The organism is Acinetobacter kanungonis (assembly GCF_009939195.1).
In the GTDB taxonomy this organism is placed as follows: Bacteria; Pseudomonadota; Gammaproteobacteria; order Pseudomonadales; family Moraxellaceae; genus Acinetobacter; species Acinetobacter kanungonis.
In genome coordinates, this window is the sequence record NZ_JAACKC010000002.1 from 220622 (window position 1) to 239538 (window position 18917).

The following is an 18917-nucleotide window of genomic DNA, read 5'->3' on the forward strand; positions in this document are numbered from 1 at the left end:
CACTTTTCACCCAGCAGATTGTCCGACAAGATTGAGGGCGTCTGGATATTAATATACAGACGTAAATTTTTTGCTATTTAATCATTATAAGCGGTTTAACTATGTTGACTTTAGAAAGAAAAAACCGATTTCATCTACGGGATGCTTTGTCTGGTTTGGTGGTGTTTTTGGTGGCGTTGCCACTGTGTCTAGGCATTGCACTTGCCTCTGGTGCACCAATTATTTCAGGAATCATTTCGGGAATTATTGGCGGTATAGTGGTTGGGCTTTTGAGTGGCTCACATATTAGCGTTGCGGGTCCAGCAGCAGGGCTGACGGCAGTGATTCTGGTGCAATTGGATCAATTAGGCGGCAATTATGCCGCTTTTTTATTGTGTATTATTTTTGCGGGTTTGCTGCAAATTGGCTTTGGTCTACTCAAGCTCGGTTTCTTTGCCAATTTTATTCCCAATAATGTCATTTTAGGGCTTTTGGCAGCGATCGGGATTATTCTCATTTTGAGTCAGTTACCTTATCTCGTGGGTTTTTCCAATTTTTCATGGGAACAGCTCTGGGCAGGTCAAATCCACACGGTCTTTGCCACAGTCGATGCGGGTGCGGCACTGATGGGCTTATTCAGCTTGTTGCTGATCTTGATGTGGGATTGTAGTCCACTGAAAAAATACAATATTCCCTCAGCCTTGGTGGCTGTCGTATTGGCTGCAGGAATCAATTATCTGTTAGTCGCCACTCAATCTCCTTGGGCAGTGAGTACGTCCAATTTAATTCAATTACCCAACATTTGGCAGGCACCAGAGCAGGTATTAATGGGACCCGACTGGCGTTATTTAACTGAGCCATTAATTTATACAGGAGCACTGACCCTAGCCGTGGTTGCCTCCTTGGAAACTTTGTTGAATCTGGAAGCGGCAGACAAGTTAGATCCTTATAAACGCTCATCTCCTCCAAATCGTGAATTATGGGCGCAGGGCATTGGCAATGTGGTCTCAGGTACTATTGGTGGCATGCCGTTGACTTCGGTCATTGTCCGCAGTTCGGTCAATGCCAATTCAGGCGCGCGGAGTAAGTATTCCAGTGTGATTCATGGGTTATTGCTGTTGTTGGCTGTGGTGTGCTTTGTACCACTGATGAATATGATTCCCTTATCGGCATTGGCTGCCATTCTATTGGTGACTGGTTTTAAACTTACCCATCCTAAGTTGTTCCAGCAGCTCTATCAAAAGGGCTGGAACCAGTTTGTGCCTTTCATTATTACCCTGATAGCGATTTTACTGACCGATTTGTTGATGGGGATTCTGGTTGGGTTATTCTTTAGTGCGGCTTTTATTCTGTACGGCAATTTTCATAAAGGCGTCAGAATTTATAAAGAGCATCATTTGCATGGTGTTGTTACCCGTATTGAATTGCCTTCACAAGTCACTTTTTTGAATCGTTCTGCCTTAATTTCCGCACTGGAGCATCTTCATGCAGGTGAACAGTTAATTATTGATGCCACCCAATCGGAATCGATAGATGCAGATATCTATCAGGTCATTCAGGAGTATCAAGCTGAAACGGCACTGAAACGTCAAGTCGATGTGAAATTAATTGGCTTTAAGCAGCATTATCAAGAACTGGATGATGCGGTACTAGATATAGACATCAGTACCGCCGAATTACAACATCAATTAACCCCAGCTCAAGTGATTGATTTGCTGAAAGCAGGTAATGAGCGCTTTGTCCAAAATGATCGTTTGCAACGTGATATCTATCGTCAGATTCGTGTTACGGCCGATCAAGGTCAGCACCCGATTGCCGCGGTGTTGGGTTGTATGGATTCACGTGCACCGACAGAAATGTTGTTTGATGTCGGGATTGGCGATTTGTTCAGTTTGCGTATAGCAGGCAATATTGCAGGACAAAAAGTCTTGGGTTCACTTGAATTTGCCTGTCAGGCGAAAGGCTCGAAAGTGATTGTGGTACTTGGACATACCGATTGTGGTGCGGTCAGCAGTGCTTGCCAATTACGTTTACAGCAGAAACAGATCGCGGAGGTGAAAGAGATGCCGCATATTCAATATGTGCTGGGACCCTTAATGCAATCGGTCAACAGTGTGTATCAGATAATGCAACCACGTGAGCTGAATAAAGCGTTCTTGGATCAAGTGACGGCACTGAATGTGTTGTATAACATGCAATATATCCAGCAACATAGTAGCGTGTTGGCGGAGATGGTAGAGCAAGGACAGATTGCTATGGTCGGTGCGATTTATGATGTGCAAACCGGCAGAGTCAATTTTCTGGAAACCTAAAGAAGAAATACAGCTATAAAAAAGCCTGTCAAATGACAGGCTTTTTGAAGATTTGGGCTTACCAGTGCTCGCCTGGGAAAATGCGAGCATAGGTTTTTTGTACCCAGTTCAATTTTTCCTGCTTGCCCACAGAAGCAGAAGAGCTTGGGAACAGGTTGTAGCCAATCGACATAAACATGTTGTTGATGTCTGGCGCAACCGCATAGGTTAAGGATGCCAAACGACCAAGATTGGTGGCAATTTTCTTCGGACGCTTCACAATTGCATAGGCTACTAAATCGGCTGCCTGTTCAGGCGACAGCGTTGGTACATATTTATAAATCTTGGTTGGTGCAATCATTGGTGTGCGCACCAACGGCATATAGATTGAAGTAATCGCAATTTTATGTGAATGCGCTTCGGCAGATAAACAGCGACTAAACGCATCTAGTGCCGCTTTAGATGCAACATATGCCGAGAAGCGAGTGGCATTTGCCAATACACCAATCGAGCTGATGTTAATGATCTGACCGCCTTTGCGCTCCATCATGTGAGGTAATAAATTCAGAACCAAGCGCACCGCACCGAAATAATTCAATTGCATGGTGCGTTCAAAATCATGGAAACGGTCAAGAGACTCGTGTACTGCGCGACGAATAGAACGACCTGCGTTATTAATCAAAATATCAATATGATCGACAGACGCCAAAATTTCTTTAGAGACCGCATCAATTGCTTCCATGTCATTTAAATCACATGGGAAGACCGAGGCTTTACCGCCTTTGGCTTCAATTTCTGCTTTGACTTCATCTAGGGTTTCTTTGGTTCGCGAAACCAGCAGTACATGCGCGCCTGCATCGGCAAGACGATGTGCTGTGGTTAAACCAATGCCGCTGGATGCGCCAGTAATAAGGACGATTTTACCGTGAATACGGTCCCGAAATTGTTTCTCTAATTTTGCTTTCACGCTGTGTTTCCCTGATTAGAATTTAGTTCACTTGAATTCTAAATTGTCTTTATTTTATTGGAGAACTTAGTTCACATTATTCCATGAGTTGACTAAAACTCACACGCATAATGATAGCGGATATACTGAAAAAAGCTATAAATAAGTCTTTGAATTAACAAATAAATTTAGAGTATTTACTCTATAGGTGATTTTTATTTTTTTTAGTTTTAGCACGATTTTGCTGCAATTCCAAGAGAAAATGCTCAAAAATCAAGACCTCCAGTGAGGTCTTGATCACATTGTTTAAACTGCTGCCAAGGCTTGTTCTAAATCGGCAATCAGGTCATCAATATGTTCGATGCCCACCGAGAGTCGAACCATATCCAGACTCACGCCCGCAGCTTTGAGTTCTGCCTCATTCAGTTGGCGATGGGTGGTGGTTGCAGGGTGGCACGCCAAGCTTTTGGCATCCCCAATATTCACTAAGCGGGTAAACAGTTGCAGTGCATCAATAAAGCGGGTTCCACCTTCACGACCATCTTGCACGCCAAAGGATAAAATGGCTGAAGGCTGACCTTTCACATATTTCTGCGCCAAGCCATGCTGTGGATGATCCTTCAAGCCTGCATAGTTGACCCAGTTTACTTTTGGATGTTGCTGCAAATATTCTGCCACTTTCTGCGCATTAGAGGTGTGACGTTCCATACGCAAGTTCAGCGTTTCTAAGCCTTGTAAAATCAGGAATACGCTTAAAGGGCTAATCGCAGCACCAGTATTACGTAGTGGCACCACACGGGCACGCGCAATATATGCAGCTTCGCCCAAGGCTTCGACATAATTGACACCGTGATAGCTAGGGTCAGGCGTATTTAACACTTTAAAACGTTCAGGGTATTTGCCCCAAGGGAATTGCCCGCTGTCGACAATGGCACCCCCAATTGAGTTGCCATGCCCACCAATGTATTTGGTCAGCGAGTGAATCACGATGTCTGCGCCATATTGAAACGGTTTCAGCAGGGCAGGAGTAGCCACTGTGTTATCCACCACGACAGGCACACCATATTCATGGGCGATTTTGGCAATGGCTTCTAAATCAATGATATTGCCCAGTGGATTGCCAATGGATTCGACAAATACCAGTTTGGTTTTGTCATCAATCAGTCCACGCAAGGCTTCAGGGTCTTGATAGTCAAAGAAACGCACTTCAATGCCTTGTTTCGGCAAGGTATGTGCAAACAGGTTATAGGTTCCGCCATACAGGGTAGAGACTGAGGCAATGTTGTCGCCTGCTTCGGTAATGGTCTGAATCGCATAAGTAATGGCAGCCATACCTGAGGCCAAAGCCAATGCACCAATACCGCCTTCAAGTGCTGCCAGACGTTGTTCCAGTACCGCCGTGGTCGGATTCATAATCCGCGTATAAATATTACCTTGGACTTTCAGGTCGAATAAATCAGCGCCGTGCTGGGTATTGTCAAAGGCATAAGAGGTGGTTTGGTAGATTGGCACAGCCACCGCTTTGGTGGTGGCTTCAGGGCTGTAACCTGCGTGAATGGCTAAAGTTTCATCTTTATAGGTCATGAACTTCATCTGCGTGAGTTAAATTTTGCACATTCTATCACTATTGAATATAAGTGAAAGTGTGAATATTAAGAATAGTTATCTAAAAAATTCATAAAGATGAAATAGGTTCAGCACTCGTTGAGTAAAACGCTACGAAGAAGATGCTGAATAAAAACTAGACGAACTGAAAGTTGTAACATTGCATTGAAGATCGGATTCATGCCTTATTTTTTCAGTGTATTCATCGTATAATGCCCCAAAATATTTTTCGCTGTTTTGCGATTTTTTGGTTTTCTATTGAGGAGTCCTGCGTGGCCCAATATATTTATACGATGAACCGAGTGTCTAAGATGGTTCCGCCTAAGCGCGAAATCTTGAAAGACATCTCTTTGTCATTTTTCCCAGGTGCTAAAATTGGTGTCCTAGGTTTAAACGGTGCGGGTAAATCGACCCTGCTTCGTATTATGGCTGGCGTAGACAAAGATTTCTCTGGTGAAGCTCGTGCGCAACCGGGTATCAAAATCGGCTACCTAGAGCAAGAACCACCTTTAGATCCAAACAAAGATGTGCGTGGTAACGTTGAAGATGGTTTACGTGAACCGCTTGATGCTTTAGCACGCTTGGACGAAGTTTTTGCTGAATATGCAGCTGAAGATGCAGATTTCGATAAGCTCGCGAAAGAGCAAGAAAAATTAGAAGCCATTATCCATTCATGGGATGCGCACAACCTGAGCAACCAAATGGATCAAGCAGCAGCTGCCTTGAATCTTCCAGCTTGGGATGCAGATGTAACTTTACTGTCAGGTGGTGAGCGCCGTCGTGTTGCATTATGTCGTTTGCTTTTATCTAAGCCAGACATGTTGCTTCTTGACGAACCGACGAACCATTTGGATGCAGAATCTGTATCTTGGTTAGAGCGTTTCTTGAAAGACTTCCCAGGTACGATTGTGGCGATTACGCATGACCGTTACTTCCTGGATAACGTGGCTGAGTGGATTCTTGAACTTGACCGCGGTATGGGTATTCCTTACCAAGGCAACTATTCTGCTTGGTTAGAGCAGAAAAATGCCCGTTTAGAGCAAGAACAGAAGCAAGAAGAATCTTTTGCCAAAGCATTGAAAAAAGAACTTGAATGGGTTCGTTCAAATGCCAAGGGTCAGCAAAAGAAAAACAAAGCGCGTATGGAGCGTTTTGAAGAACTTAACTCGCGTGAGTTCCAACAACGTAACGAAACTTCAGAAATTTATATTCCACCTGGTCCACGTCTAGGTAATAAAGTGGTTGAAGTTGAAGGTATCAGCAAATCATTTGATGGTCGTTTGTTGTATGAAAACTTAAGCTTTACTGTGCCACCAACTGCGATTGTCGGTATCGTGGGTCCAAACGGTGCAGGTAAAACCACGTTATTCCGTATGATGACGGGTGAACAGCAGCCTGATACAGGTACTGTAACTTTAGGTGAATCGGTTAAAGTGGCCTATGTGGGTCAGATCCGTGATACTTTGGATAACAACAAAACGGTTTGGGAAGAAGTTTCTGGCGGTTTGGATATCTTAAGAATCGGCGAATACGAAATTGCATCGCGTGCCTATATCGGTCGTTTCAACTTCAAAGGTCAAGACCAGCAGAAGCGTGTCGGTGAATTGTCTGGTGGTGAGCGTAACCGTTTACAACTGGCGAAAATCCTGCAAATGGGCGCGAACGTAATCCTACTGGATGAACCATCGAACGACTTGGATATCGAAACTTTACGTGCACTTGAAGATGCAATTTTAGTCTTCCCAGGTACGGTAATGGTGGTGTCGCATGACCGTTGGTTCCTTGACCGTATTGCGACGCATATCTTGTCATTTGAAAATGAACAGCCAGAGTTCTATGAAGGGAACTATGCTGAATATGAAGCTTACCGTTTGGCTCGTTTAGGTGAAGATGCGGTACAAAAGCGTACCAAATACAAAAAGATTGGTGGTTAATTTCACCCAATAAAAACCAGCCTTCGGGCTGGTTTTTTTATGCACACGCTTTAAGAAAAAGCCAATTCACTATAGGCATGATACAGACAGCGTTTCGCGTCAGGATGACCATCTTGTGCGGCTTTTTTTAACCACTTCTCGGCTTTCTCATAATTACGATCCAGACCCAATTGACCATTTAAATAGCCAATGCCCATTTTAAATTCAGCATCAGGATTACCGCGTAAGGCAGAACGAAGAAAATACCACATCGCATTACGGGTGTTACTGGAAGCTATCGGGCTGTGGTTGATCTGTATCGGGGCGGCTGTGTGCAATACCTTATTTTGCATGAACACATGATAGTGCTCACATAATGCCAGTTGCTCGAAATGTAGCCCACGTTGATATTCATGTTCACCTGCGAGGTCAAATGTAGGTGTTACCAAGTCGTGATAGGGCGTTTGAAATAACAGTGTCCATACTGTTTTGAGGTATTTCATATTCATTTTCGCCTCCTTGTTGCTGACAACATCAGTGTCATTATTTAATTTAAACGTTCTGGCACTCAGATGTATTAAATTATTGTAACAAATTGGTTTTTCTCTGTATGTTGTGTGACGAAGTCGATCAATATCGGCAGTGTAATTTTATTACATCCCTGAAACTGTTATAGTGTCCGCACGTTGAAATGACCGTATTTTATCCCGTGAAACGCTCTCGTTTTTTTATCACCTTATTGCTGAGCTTGTTCATGTTTCAAAGTTTTTGGAATGTGGCGGCAGTTTTTTGTGTGCATGAAGAGCAGCCAAAGCGTGTGACGGTGATGTCGCATTTTGGGCATCATAGCACGGTCAGTTGTGAATCTCAGGCCGCTGCGGTTCATCCAAAAAATACCGATCAAGTTCAAACTGCCTTCGATTTAGCTGCCTTTCAGCAAGATGATCACAGTGATCATTTGCCTTCGTTTGCGCAGTTCATGCTGACCGAAGCACAGACAGCAGCGGTATCTCCCGTGTTTATTCCGAAATTGATTCAGGTGCAGTTTAATTGGCAAAACTTGTATCAATCACCATATTTATTTCCTTCCAACCCACCTCCTGTTTTAGCCCCGCTATAGGTGGGGTAGCCGAAAATTCACTCACCATAAAGATATAAATTTTAAAGAGTTACTTTCTTATTTGAAGTGAACTCTAAGCAAAACTGCTTTTGAATTTATGTCTAAAAAGCTGCTCAGTGATGCAAGTTCTTTCATGAACGAAATCATGAGTAAATTATTCTAGATGAGGTGAGTCTGATGTTAATTAAAAGCAATTCAAAATTTTTATGGGTTATTTTGTTTCTTGTTGCGGGTGCAGCACATGCAGATGGAGGCTTGATTTTCTTGGAGAAGAATCAAGCCGCTCAGGAACAAGTCAACCCTCAAGTCGATAACAAGAGCCAAGAAGTAAACATTAAGCAGAAGTCTGAATAAGGCTTAAGTGCGTTTAAGAAAGTCAGTTGTTGATATGGCTGGCTTTCTTTTGTTGTACTCATTCGTTTGGTTGCCTAGATGGCCAGTGTAATTTTATTACATCCATGAAGCTGCTATAGTGTCCGCAAGTTGAAATGACCGTATTTTATCCCGTGAAACGCTCTCGTTTTTTTATCGCCTTATTGCTGAGCTTGTTCATGTTTCAAAGTTTTTGGAATGTGGCGGCAGCTTTTTGTGTGCATGAAGAGCAGCCAAAGAACGTGATGGTGATGTCGCATTTTGGGCATCATACTACGGCTAGTTGTGACTCTGAGGCCGCTGCGGTTCATTCGAAAAAGACCGATCAAGTTCAAACCGCCTTCGATTTAGCTGCCTTTCAGCAAGATGATCACAGTGATCATTTGCCTTCGTTTGCGCATATCATGCTGACCGAAGCGCAGCCAGCAGCAGTATCTCCCGTGTTTATTCCAAAATTGGTTCAGGTGCAGTTTAACTGGCAAAACTTGTATCAATCGCCACATTTATTCCCTTCAAACCCGCCTCCTGTTTTCGCCCCGCTATAGGTGGGGTAGCCGATAATATTGCCCACCACTAATTTTTAACTTTAGTGGGGCATCATCATGTCTTTTAAAATTTCCGAAGCCTTCGGTTTCGATGCGATGCGTTCAGTGCAACGGGTCATCGCGTTCGGCTTAAGTGTGGCACTTTATAGTCAGAGCACATGGGCAGAATTGCCGACCCAGTCGCTGACTTTGGCACAAGCCATTCAACGTTCTAGTGAGTATCAGCAGTCGCAAGGGGTGTGGCAAACCCAGCAGCAAATTGCCACTGCGAACATAAAACAGGCAAAGCTGTGGATAAATCCAGAGTTGTCCATAGAGCAAACTGGCTTTAATTCTGACCAAGATCGGGAACTGGCACTCGGTATTTCCCAACGTCTAGATCTGTTTGGTGAGCGTAAAGCCAATCAAAACTACGCGCAGATAGCCCAGCAGCAAACCACATTGAAACAGCAGATTTATCAAGCGCAGCTTGAACTGGCAGTGAAATATTTATGGTCGCAACTGGCGATTTTTGAGTTGGAGCGTCAGGTCGTGCAAGAGCAGCGACAGGTCAGTGAAGACAATCTAAATGCGATTCAAAAGCGCTATCAGGCGGGGAGTGTGGCGCAGGTCGATGTCGATCGTGCTCGCCTCAGCCATGCCGAGAATTTACGTTTGTTTCGACAGGCCGATTTGCAAGTGCAAGTCGCGCAACAACACTTGTCGAGTGCTTGGGGTGAACGCGACAAAACCCTGAATGTGGCGTTACCTGCACAGCATGTATGGCCGGCCGCAACGGAGGAGCAAGTGCAGCAGCATTTCGCCATGAACTTGCTCGAAAAAAATCGACAATTGTCACTTCTGGAATCGCAAGCCCGAATTGAGCAACTCAAAGCGCAGGCACGACCCAATCCTAGCTTGAATGTGGGAATCAACCGTACGAAGACGGCTGCAACCGATACAGACAATGCCTTGGTGGTAGGAGTGTCCGTGCCCTTAAATGTGTTTGATCGTCAGCAATATGGCAGACAGATTGCACAGGCACAGCAAACTCAGCTAGAGCTGCAACAAGTATTTTATCTTAAGCAAAATGCCTTGCAAGTCGGCAGTTTATTGACCGAGTTACAGGGATTGGAGCTGCAATTTAAAGCGCTGCAACAAATCCAACTCCCTTTAGCACAAACGGTGCAACAAAAAACACTGCAAGGCTTTAATGTCGGCAAATTTTCGCTGTTGGATGTGCAGCAAGCCACCTTGCAGTTGCAAGAGGTGCGTATGCGTAAAGTGCAGTTACTGAAAGATGCATGGCAGCGCGCGCTAGAAGCTGAAAGCCTGAGTTTGGGAATCGGGCCGAGTCAGGTCATGCACAAGGATGCAATTGCACAAATGAATCAAGCGCTGTGGCAAGACACACAGGCATTATCTGTGATTGGTGGGGAGAACTGATATGTTGAATTTAAAAAATAAAATGTTGAATCAACAGGGACGGATTTCCCAAAAATTGTTAATACTCTTGGCGATTGGCATCACTGCGGTGCTCTCGATGGGTGTCTGGTGGTTGAGTCAAAAGCCATCGACGAATGAAGGTGAGCATGGGCATGCTGAAGCAGAAGAACATGCGGGTGAAGACGATCATGGCGAAGCGGAGGAGCATGAAGCAGCAATCGCATTAACTGCGAAGCAATTGGCTGAACAAGGCATTCAACTGGCAGTGGCAGAGCTGGGTGCTGTGGTCAAGTCGACTGCCTATCCTGCCAAGCTGGTGGTGAATACCGATCGTCAGGCACATGTGGCGCCTGCATTTGCAGGTCATGTCGAGGCGGTGTATGTGGAATTGGGGCAGCAAGTCAAAAAAGGTCAAGCCCTTGCCCGTCTGTTGGTGCCCGATTTGGTTGATCAGCAAGCCAATTTACAAGTCGAACAAGCCAACTTGGAATTGGCACGACAAGACTATGAGCGCGAGAAAAAACTGTGGAGTGAAGGGATTTCTGCCAAACAGGATTATCAGCGCGCCTATAACGCCTATCAACAAGCGCAGATTCAGGTTCGCGCTACGCGTGCGCGTATCGCTGCTTTGGGGGCGCAAACGACCAGTCAGGGGCGTTATGTGTTGACTGCGCCAATAGCAGGAGTAATCAGCCAGAAAGATTTGGTGTTGGGGGAAAATGTGCAACTGGCAGATCAATTGGTTGTGATTGATCAACTGGACCAATTGTGGCTGGAATTTATTGCCCCGAGTAGTGAGTTTGCCGACATCGTGCCGAATCAAAGCATTGAATTTAAATCTTTACAATCAGGAAATCTGTTTAAGGCACAAATTCAAAGCCTGAATAGCCAAGCCGATGCGCAAACAGGTCGCTTGCAAGTGCGTGCCAAAGTCTTGTCCAATGCTGCTGAACTGCGTCCAAATTTAATGGTCAATGTACAGTTGCAACAGCAACAAGCGCAGCAAGGCTTGCGCATTCTCGCCAGTGCCGTGCAAAAAATTGAAGGGAGAGATGCGGTGTTTGTGGCAGCGCAGCATGAGCAAAAGATCGAGTTTACTCCGCAGAGCGTGATTTTAGGTACAAGTTCGAGTGATGGTCAATGGATTGAAGTGTTGTCAGGTTTGGAGCAAGGTCAGAAATATGCTGCACAAGGCAGTTTCTTGCTGAAATCTGAGCTGGAAAAAGGAGAGGCGAGCCATGCACACTAATCAGCCTCGACCATCCGATGAGAAGGTGGCACAGCTCGCCCCAGATGGTTTACCGCAGCCAGAAGGCTGGTTTGACCGGATCATCCAATTTTCCATCCGCAATGCGATTTGGGTCATGTTATTTGTACTGACTTGGATTGGGGTGGGAATTTATAGCTATCAGCAATTACCGATTGATGCGGTGCCTGACATTACCAATACACAGGTGCAAATTAATACCCAAGCCACAGGCTTTACCGCTTTGGAGGTCGAGCAACGGATTACCTATCCGATTGAAACGGCCATGGCAGGCTTGCCTGAATTGCAGCAAACCCGTTCCATTTCCCGTTATGGTTTGTCACAGGTCACCATTATTTTTCAGGATGGGACCGATATTTATTGGGCACGGCAGCTAATCAACCAGCGCTTGCAAGCAGCACAGGCGGAGCTTCCCGATGCGATTATTCCGACTATGTCACCGATTTCTACGGGACTAGGCGAGATTTATCAATGGGTGATTAAGGCAGAGCCGAATGCCCGCAAGCCAGATGGCACAGCCTATAGCGCCATGGATTTACGTGAAATTCAGGACTGGATTGTGCGCCCGCAATTGCAACGTGTCGCGGGTGTAGCGGAGGTCAACTCGATTGGCGGCTATAACAAAACCTATGTGGTGACGCCTGATTTGCAACGCCTACAGCAATTACAAATTCCATTGTCAGATTTGCAGACAGCGTTGACTGAAAACAATGAAAACCGTGGCGCGGGGTTTATCGAGCAGAATGGGCAGCAACTGACAGTGCGTGTACCGGGCACTTTAAACAGCATTGAAGCGATTCAGAATGTCAGCATTGCCAATAAAAATGGTTTTCCGATTCGAGTTGCTGATGTGGCTACGGTCTCGATCGGACACGATTTACGCACAGGTGCGGCAACCTACAACGGAGAAGAAACCGTACTGGGTATCGCCATGATGATGATGGGTGAAAATAGCCGTAGTGTGGCGCAAGCTGTGAATGCCAAGCTGCAACAGGTACAGCAATCTTTACCCAAAGGGGTGATGATTGAAACCGTGTATGATCGCACCAGTCTGGTCGATCGCGCGATACGCACCGTACAGAAGAATCTGGTTGAAGGTGCGATATTGGTTATCGTGATTCTATTTTTGTTTCTCGGGAATTTTCGTGCAGCCCTGATCACAGCCTGCGTGATTCCACTCTCGATGCTATTCACGTTGTCGGGGATGGCCAAGCAAAACATTAGCGCCAATTTAATGAGTTTAGGGGCACTGGATTTCGGCATCATTGTGGATGGTGCTGTGGTGATTGTCGAAAACTGTATTCGCCGACTGGCAGAAGCGCAGCATCGACAGGGGCGTTTACTCACCCGCGCTGAACGCTTTCAGGAAGTGTTTTTGGCGGCGAAGCAGGCACGCCGTCCACTCATCTTTGGGCAACTGATTATTTTGGTGGTATATTTCCCGATTTTTGCCTTGTCAGGAATCGAAGCCAAACTATTTCACCCGATGGCAATGACCGTGGTATTGGCATTAATTGGCGCCATCATTTTGTCCATCAGTTTTGTGCCTGCTGCTGTGGCGTTATGGGTCACAGGGGAAGTCAAAGAAACAGAAAGTCGCTGGATGCTGTGGCTCAAGCAGCAATACACTCGGTTGTTGAATTGGGCCTATGACTTCAAGGCATTGGTGCTGACGCTGGCACTGTGTATTTTATTTTTTACTGGCGTGCTTGCCACCCAAGTCGGGAGTGAGTTTGCTCCGCAGTTGAGTGAGGGTGATTTTGCGGTGCAGCAGATGCGTTCGCCAAGTACGGGCTTGGAACAATCGCTACGCATGCAGGAAAATACCGAAAAGTTGCTGTTAAAAGCGTTTCCTGAGATTAAGGCAATTTTTGCCCGTACAGGCACTGCAGAAGTGGCAACCGATGTGATGCCACCGAATATCTCCGATGCTACGGTACTGTTAAAACCCCGCGAGCAATGGCCTGAGCCGAAACAAAGTCTGGATGAACTACGTCAACGCATGATTGCTTTTCTCGCCACCTTGCCGGGGAACAACAGTGAATTTTCGCAACCGATAGAGCTGCGCTTTAATGAACTGATTTCAGGGGTACGTAGCGATGTGGGGGTGAAAATTTTCGGTGATGATATACAGCTGCTGAATCAACAAGCCACACAAATTGCGCAAAAGATTCAAAGCATTTCGGGCGCCACAGCCGTCAATGTGGAGCAAACCAGTGGTCTGCCATTGCTCAATGTCGAGGTCAATCCTGCGCTGGCGGCACAATATGGTTTGTCGGTCAAAGCGATTCAGGATTTGGTGGCGACCAGTGTCGGTGGTCAAAATGTTGGACAAATTTTACAGGGCGATCGCCGTTTTGATTTCGTGATTCGCTTGGATGATCAACAGCGTACCCCTGAACATTTGGCACTCTTACTTCTTCAAACCGCCAATGGTGGCTTAATTCAACTACAAGATGTGGCTAAAGTGGAAACCATTTTAGGCATTAATCAAGTCAGCCGTGAGGATGGCAAGCGCCGTGTGGTGGTGACCGCGAATGTAGAAGGGCGCGACTTGGGCTCCTTTGTACAGGAGCTGCAAAGCACCTTGGCTGAACAAACCTTACCTGAAGGTTATTGGCTGGATTATGGTGGACAGTTTGAAAACCTGATCTCAGCAAAAAACCGGATGTTGTGGGTGGTGCCACTGGCATTGATCGCGATTTTTATTTTGTTGATGGCGGTGTTTCATAATGTCAAAGAAAGCTTGCTGGTGTTTACAGGAGTGCCGTTTGCCCTGTGCGGTGGTCTGATTGCCTTATGGTTACGCGATATCCCACTTTCGATGTCGGCAGGCGTGGGTTTCATTGCCTTATCTGGCGTGGCTGTGCTGAATGGTCTGGTGATGTTGACCTTTATTAAAGAATTGCGGCAGCATTTAGATGTTTATCATGCAACTTGGCAGGGTGCGATTTTGCGCTTAAGACCTGTGTTGATGACCGCTTGTGTGGCGTCACTGGGTTTTATTCCAATGGCGATTGCAACAGGCACTGGTGCGGAAGTACAGCGACCTCTCGCCACGGTGGTGATTGGTGGGATTGTATCATCTACGCTGCTTACCTTGGTGTTATTGCCTGTGCTGTATCGCTGGTTGAATGAGCGTAGTAGCCATTAACAGGATGTTGACCGTACCTTTTCGCTTTGGCTAGAAGGTACGGCTGTGGTCTTAAGAGCTGGCTGGCGCCACATTTAAACTGATGATGGTGTAGTACTGGTTTTTAGGCGTTGCTTTGGGATCGACTTTTTCCGTCACTTCAAGCAAATATTGACCCGCATGCGGGAAAGTGAGGCTGGCTGTACCATTAGATTCAACATGAATACTTTGGGCTTGTTGTTCCGTTGCCCCTTGGGCACGCAGCACAAGCTCAGCTTGAGCAAAAGGTTTTCCTGAATTTAAGATCTGAACGTGTACAGGCTGCTGTGCAACGATGCGATTCGGATGGGTTTGAAAAAGAACTTGGATGGGTGCTGCGGTTGTGGCAACGTCTGAAGTGGACGTTTTGCTGAGATAAGACTGAATGCTCCATTCTCGAATGGTATCTATTGTCTTGGGGAGTTTGCCTTTAAAGTCGCTAGCAATTACGTAGTCGCGTTCTTTGAGCGGTGGTGCTTGCTCGGCGGTGACATTGGCCAAGATTTTCCATTGCTGCTGATGTTTTACATATTGCACAGGATAAGTGGTTTTATTATAGATGGTGTAGGTCCCAGATTCGGGTAATTTAAGATTAAAAGCCGTCATGGCCTGTTGTTGTTGAAGATCCTGTACCGTATATGCGGTTTGGTTGGGTGGGATAATGCTAAACTGAGCATCTTTCAGTGCATATTCAGCTTGTAAAGCCTGCTCAGCATAGCCTGCAATTACTGGGATTTGGGTATTGTCAGTGTTGTAAGCCAAAGGGGCAACATAAGGTTCATGGGCAAAAACAGAAGCACTGAATAGGAATGCGGGGTACAAAATTAGTTTTTTCATCAAAATCATTTCCAAGTAAAAGTTTTAATTTTGTAAATGATAATTATTTTCATATAATTTTAAAAGTCATCCGTCTTATTTTGTTGCTGAAATAAGACGAAAGTGATGCAGATAACAAGCTAAAGAGGGCAAATCATGAGTGGATCACATGGGCATGATCATTCACATGCACAAGTCACTGAACAAAATGCCAAAAAATTAAGTGTCGCTTTGGCGTTGACCAGTCTATTTCTGATTATTGAAGTCATTGCAGGCTTTATGACCCAGAGTTTGGCATTGCTTTCCGATGCTGCACATATGTTTACCGATGCGGCTGCGCTGGCGATTGCGTTGGTTGCCATAAAAATTGGGAAATTGCCTGCTGACGATAAACGCACTTTTGGTTATCAGCGTTTTGAAATTTTGGCGGCACTTTTCAATGCGCTGATGCTGTTCTTGGTTGCGATTTATATTTTATATGAAGCTTATCAGCGCTTTAGTCACCCACCTGAAATTCAGAGTGTGGGCATGCTGGTCGTGGCTGTAATTGGCTTAATCATCAATTTGATTTCCATGCGTATTTTATTTTCCAGCGCGCAGGAGAGCCTCAATGTAAAAGGTGCCTACTTGGAGGTATTGAGTGATGCCTTGGGTTCGGTGGGAGTGATCATCGGGGCGATTGTGATTTATTTTACCCAGTGGTTTTGGGTGGATACGCTGATTGCAGTGCTGATTGGGTTTTGGGTGTTACCACGCACATGGATTTTACTCAAGCAAAGTATCAATATTTTATTGGAAGGGGTGCCTGAAGAAATTGATATTGAGCAATTACGCCAAGATTTACTGCAATTGCCTGAAGTGGAAAGTATTCACCAGCTCAAGGTCTGGGCCATTAGCTCCAAGAATATTCACTTGACCGTGCATCTGTATGCGCCACAAGCCGATCAGAAGCAGTTGTATCAGGCAGCGTCTGCAATGCTGCATCAGCAACATGGCATTGCTGAAATGACCTTACAGATTGAAGATGATGAATGTCTGGCACATGCACATAGCCAGCCGCATCCACATCAGTCACATGAACATGAGCACACGGAACACCAAGCACATGATCATTCACATCAGCATTAAGCTGATGTGAAGTGCTGGGGAAGAAGATTTAGATTTCCCACTCATGCTCGCATTCGCGGCATTTCCATTTTTTCTGTGATTGCATAAAGGCTTGCATCGAAATTTTAAAATCAGGCAAATCACGGTAAAACAAGAAACCTGCAACAGCACAGATCACAAATACCACCACAGTTGCAATTTGCAGCGTTGAACCCGCACCATCACCAAATAACCACATGGCGATGCTAATCAATACCAACAAGAGTAAGACAAAAATCGAAGGGACCAGAAAGACCAAGCTTTTTGGTACAACTGGGCGTGTCGCAGGCGTATTGCCTTGAGCAACAGGCATAATCTTTGGACTTTGGCATTTTGGGCAACGGTATTGCATTTCAGCTCCATTATTTTGATCTGGATGTATTTTAGCGGAATGTTGCGCAGAGCCAAAATAATTCAGGCCATTTATCTTTTGTTGCGGCAATAAAAAAGCCACTGTTGAACAGTGGCTTTTTTGAATCTGGCGTCCCTACGGGGATTCGAACCCCGGTTACCGCCGTGAAAGGGCGATGTCCTAGGCCTCTAGACGATAGGGACTTATGAGGCAACACAGGTAAAACGATTTTTTGGTGGAGTCAAGCGGGATCGAACCGCTGACCTCTACAATGCCATTGTAGCGCTCTACCAACTGAGCTATGACCCCAGTCTGTGTGAGCGCAATATTAGGGATATTCTGCTCACACGTCAACAGCTAATTTAATTAAGCTTGTTCAATTGCATCATTTTTCGGCAATTTCAGGCTTTCATTCAGTTTTTCCCATACTTTTGCTTCTTTTTTACTCGGTGCGCCGACAATTTCCAGTGCATGACGTAAACGAGCGAAGGTCAAGTCTGGTCCTAAAGTCACCATCGATTGCATCACTGGTGTCGAAGAGGTTGAACCTGCAATGGCAATAAAGAAAGCTGGCATGAAATCACGCAGTTTAATGTTCATCTGGTTGGCTAAATCCATCAGGATTTGGCTGACAGTGTCATTGTTCCATGTGAACTGGCTTTCTAAACGCCAGATCGCAAACTGTAAACTTTGACGCACTTGTTCTTCAGTCAATTTCTTGCTTTCAAACTGCTCTTTTGTAATCTGCGGCATATGGTTGAAATAGAAACCCGCCCAATTCACAGCTTCAGAGAGCAAGTGAATACGTGGCTGAATCGCAGCTGCAATATCTTCTAGGGTATTGCGGTCACTTTTCCAGCTCAATAGACGATCGAGCAACTGACCAGGCGTGAGGGATTTAATCCATTGACCATTCAGCCAATTGAGTTTTTCCACATCAAAAATTGGACCACCCAAAGACACGCGCTGTACATCAAAGTGTTCAACCATGTCATTTAAGGTAAATACTTCGCGTTCGTCCGGCATAGACCAGCCCATACGACCCAAGTAGTTCAAGAGCGCTTCAGGCAAAACACCGATGTCACGGTAGTAGTTGATTGAAGTCGGGTTTTTACGTTTAGACAGTTTTGATTTGTCTGGGTTACGCAACAACGGCATGTGGCACAAAGTTGGCATTTCCCAACCAAAGTATTGGTAAAGTAACTGATGTTTTGGCGCAGATGGCAACCATTCTTCACCACGCAGCACATGGGTAATTTCCATTAAGTGGTCGTCGACCACGTTGGCCAAGTGATAAGTTGGCAAACCATCAGTTTTTAATAACACTTGCATGTCGACTTGCGCCCAAGGAATTTCAACCTCACCGCGTAATAAGTCATTAATTTTGCACACGCCTTCTTCAGGCACTTTCATACGAATTACATGGGGTTCGCCTGCTGCCAGACGACGTTGTACTTCTTCTTGCGTCAGTTTTAAGCCGCGACCATCATATTTTTGTGTTTCGCCACGTGTTTGCTGTTCTTCACGCATTTGATCCAACTCTTCAGCCGTTGCGAAGCAGTAGAATGCATGACCTTTTTCAACCAAGTCCAAAGCATATTGTTTATAGATATGCATACGCTCAGATTGGCGGTAAGGTGCGTGAGGCCCCCCAACATCTGGACCTTCAGACCAGTTCAAACCCAACCAGCGTAAAGAATCTAAAATCATTTTTTCAGATTCAGGGGTAGAGCGAAGTTGGTCGGTATCTTCAATACGTAGGATAAATTCGCCACCGTGTTTTTTCGCAAAACACATGTTAAATAACGCGATGTAGGCAGTTCCTACATGAGGAAACCCTGTTGGTGAGGGAGCAATACGGGTACGAATAGTCATAACAATATTTTCAAAAGGTGAACTGGGGCTATTATAACGAAAAAGCCCAATCACTTAATGCTAAATTCAACATTTGTGATTGGGCTTGTCACC

At 45.4% G+C, this 18917-nt stretch carries 15 protein-coding genes and 2 tRNA genes; 9 read left to right on the forward strand and 8 right to left on the reverse strand.

From position 1 onward, the window contains the following. Positions 1 to 101 precede the first annotated feature (101 nt). Complete coding sequence (locus GWK51_RS05225; RefSeq protein ID WP_161932948.1) at positions 102 to 2291, forward strand: SulP family inorganic anion transporter; 2190 nt, start codon at positions 102 to 104, stop codon at positions 2289 to 2291. 58 nt (positions 2292 to 2349) lie between these two features. Here GWK51_RS05225 and GWK51_RS05230 read toward each other — a convergent pair whose 3' ends face one another. Then, on the reverse strand, positions 2350 to 3237 hold the full coding sequence (locus GWK51_RS05230; protein ID WP_142767635.1) for an SDR family NAD(P)-dependent oxidoreductase: 888 nt from the start codon (positions 3235 to 3237) through the stop codon (positions 2350 to 2352). Positions 3238 to 3522: 285 nt separating this feature from the next. Continuing rightward, positions 3523 to 4800 (reverse strand): O-acetylhomoserine aminocarboxypropyltransferase/cysteine synthase family protein, encoded by a 1278-nt coding sequence (locus tag GWK51_RS05235; protein WP_161932949.1) that lies wholly within the window; start codon positions 4798 to 4800, stop codon positions 3523 to 3525. A gap of 293 nt (positions 4801 to 5093) precedes the next feature. Here GWK51_RS05235 and ettA point away from each other — a divergent pair, with 293 nt between their 5' ends. Continuing rightward, a complete protein-coding gene (ettA, locus tag GWK51_RS05240) occupies positions 5094 to 6755 on the forward strand; it encodes an energy-dependent translational throttle protein EttA (RefSeq protein WP_016168729.1) in 1662 nt (553 codons plus the stop codon). A gap of 50 nt (positions 6756 to 6805) precedes the next feature. Here ettA and GWK51_RS05245 read toward each other — a convergent pair whose 3' ends face one another. Next, entirely contained in the window at positions 6806 to 7243 is a 438-nt protein-coding gene (locus tag GWK51_RS05245) for a tetratricopeptide repeat protein (protein WP_161932950.1), read from the reverse strand. A gap of 182 nt (positions 7244 to 7425) precedes the next feature. Here GWK51_RS05245 and GWK51_RS05250 point away from each other — a divergent pair, with 182 nt between their 5' ends. The 6 genes from GWK51_RS05250 to GWK51_RS05270 all read left to right on the forward strand — a co-directional run bounded on the left by GWK51_RS05250 (position 7426) and on the right by GWK51_RS05270 (position 14617). Beyond that, complete coding sequence (locus tag GWK51_RS05250) at positions 7426 to 7854, forward strand: cation efflux protein, CzcI-like (protein WP_161932951.1); 429 nt, start codon at positions 7426 to 7428, stop codon at positions 7852 to 7854. A gap of 177 nt (positions 7855 to 8031) precedes the next feature. Beyond that, positions 8032 to 8208 (forward strand): hypothetical protein, encoded by a 177-nt coding sequence (locus GWK51_RS16455; protein ID WP_171519146.1) that lies wholly within the window; start codon positions 8032 to 8034, stop codon positions 8206 to 8208. Between the two features lie 134 nt (positions 8209 to 8342). Next, complete coding sequence (locus GWK51_RS05255; protein ID WP_328703727.1) at positions 8343 to 8771, forward strand: cation efflux protein, CzcI-like; 429 nt, start codon at positions 8343 to 8345, stop codon at positions 8769 to 8771. Between the two features lie 96 nt (positions 8772 to 8867). Further along, positions 8868 to 10196, forward strand: coding sequence for a TolC family protein (locus GWK51_RS05260; protein WP_235941089.1), 1329 nt, complete (start codon positions 8868 to 8870; stop codon positions 10194 to 10196). A gap of 1 nt (position 10197) precedes the next feature. Further along, complete coding sequence (locus tag GWK51_RS05265) at positions 10198 to 11445, forward strand: efflux RND transporter periplasmic adaptor subunit (RefSeq protein WP_161932953.1); 1248 nt, start codon at positions 10198 to 10200, stop codon at positions 11443 to 11445. Further along, complete coding sequence (locus tag GWK51_RS05270) at positions 11435 to 14617, forward strand: efflux RND transporter permease subunit (RefSeq protein ID WP_161932954.1); 3183 nt, start codon at positions 11435 to 11437, stop codon at positions 14615 to 14617. Before GWK51_RS05265 ends, GWK51_RS05270 begins: the two co-directional genes overlap by 11 nt. Positions 14618 to 14668: 51 nt before the next feature. Here the strand turns inward: GWK51_RS05270 and GWK51_RS05275 are convergent, their stop codons facing one another. Continuing rightward, positions 14669 to 15472 carry a DUF4198 domain-containing protein gene (locus GWK51_RS05275; RefSeq protein WP_161932955.1) on the reverse strand — a complete coding sequence of 268 codons (804 nt, stop codon included), beginning with the start codon at positions 15470 to 15472 and terminating at the stop codon, positions 14669 to 14671. Between the two features lie 135 nt (positions 15473 to 15607). Between GWK51_RS05275 and GWK51_RS05280 the strand changes: the two genes are divergently transcribed. After that, on the forward strand, positions 15608 to 16579 hold the full coding sequence (locus GWK51_RS05280) for a cation diffusion facilitator family transporter (protein WP_161932956.1): 972 nt from the start codon (positions 15608 to 15610) through the stop codon (positions 16577 to 16579). Between the two features lie 28 nt (positions 16580 to 16607). Here GWK51_RS05280 and GWK51_RS05285 read toward each other — a convergent pair whose 3' ends face one another. The 4 genes from GWK51_RS05285 to gltX all read right to left on the reverse strand — a co-directional run bounded on the left by GWK51_RS05285 (position 16608) and on the right by gltX (position 18824). After that, positions 16608 to 16949, reverse strand: a complete 342-nt coding sequence (locus GWK51_RS05285; RefSeq protein ID WP_100241964.1) for a hypothetical protein — start codon at positions 16947 to 16949, stop codon at positions 16608 to 16610. Between the two features lie 127 nt (positions 16950 to 17076). After that, positions 17077 to 17152: transfer RNA gene (locus tag GWK51_RS05290), tRNA-Glu, on the reverse strand. Between the two features lie 30 nt (positions 17153 to 17182). Next, positions 17183 to 17258: transfer RNA gene (locus GWK51_RS05295), tRNA-Ala, on the reverse strand. 57 nt (positions 17259 to 17315) lie between these two features. Further along, positions 17316 to 18824: a glutamate--tRNA ligase gene (gene gltX / locus GWK51_RS05300; protein ID WP_161932957.1), complete on the reverse strand. Its 1509-nt coding sequence runs from the start codon at positions 18822 to 18824 to the stop codon at positions 17316 to 17318. Positions 18825 to 18917 lie beyond the last annotated feature (93 nt).

Coding starts and splice junctions, on each gene's coding strand:
- GWK51_RS05225 (WP_161932948.1), top strand. CDS start 102: ATGTTGACTTTAGAAAGAAAAAACCGATTTCATCTACGGGATGCTTTG.
- GWK51_RS05235 (WP_161932949.1), bottom strand. CDS start 4,800: ATGACCTATAAAGATGAAACTTTAGCCATTCACGCAGGTTACAGCCCT.
- GWK51_RS05245 (WP_161932950.1), bottom strand. CDS start 7,243: ATGAATATGAAATACCTCAAAACAGTATGGACACTGTTATTTCAAACG.
- GWK51_RS05250 (WP_161932951.1), top strand. CDS start 7,426: ATGACCGTATTTTATCCCGTGAAACGCTCTCGTTTTTTTATCACCTTA.
- GWK51_RS16455 (WP_171519146.1), top strand. CDS start 8,032: ATGTTAATTAAAAGCAATTCAAAATTTTTATGGGTTATTTTGTTTCTT.
- GWK51_RS05255 (WP_328703727.1), top strand. CDS start 8,343: ATGACCGTATTTTATCCCGTGAAACGCTCTCGTTTTTTTATCGCCTTA.
- GWK51_RS05260 (WP_235941089.1), top strand. CDS start 8,868: ATGCGTTCAGTGCAACGGGTCATCGCGTTCGGCTTAAGTGTGGCACTT.
- GWK51_RS05265 (WP_161932953.1), top strand. CDS start 10,198: ATGTTGAATTTAAAAAATAAAATGTTGAATCAACAGGGACGGATTTCC.
- GWK51_RS05270 (WP_161932954.1), top strand. CDS start 11,435: ATGCACACTAATCAGCCTCGACCATCCGATGAGAAGGTGGCACAGCTC.
- GWK51_RS05275 (WP_161932955.1), bottom strand. CDS start 15,472: ATGAAAAAACTAATTTTGTACCCCGCATTCCTATTCAGTGCTTCTGTT.
- GWK51_RS05280 (WP_161932956.1), top strand. CDS start 15,608: ATGAGTGGATCACATGGGCATGATCATTCACATGCACAAGTCACTGAA.
- GWK51_RS05285 (WP_100241964.1), bottom strand. CDS start 16,949: ATGCAATACCGTTGCCCAAAATGCCAAAGTCCAAAGATTATGCCTGTT.
- gltX (WP_161932957.1), bottom strand. CDS start 18,824: ATGACTATTCGTACCCGTATTGCTCCCTCACCAACAGGGTTTCCTCAT.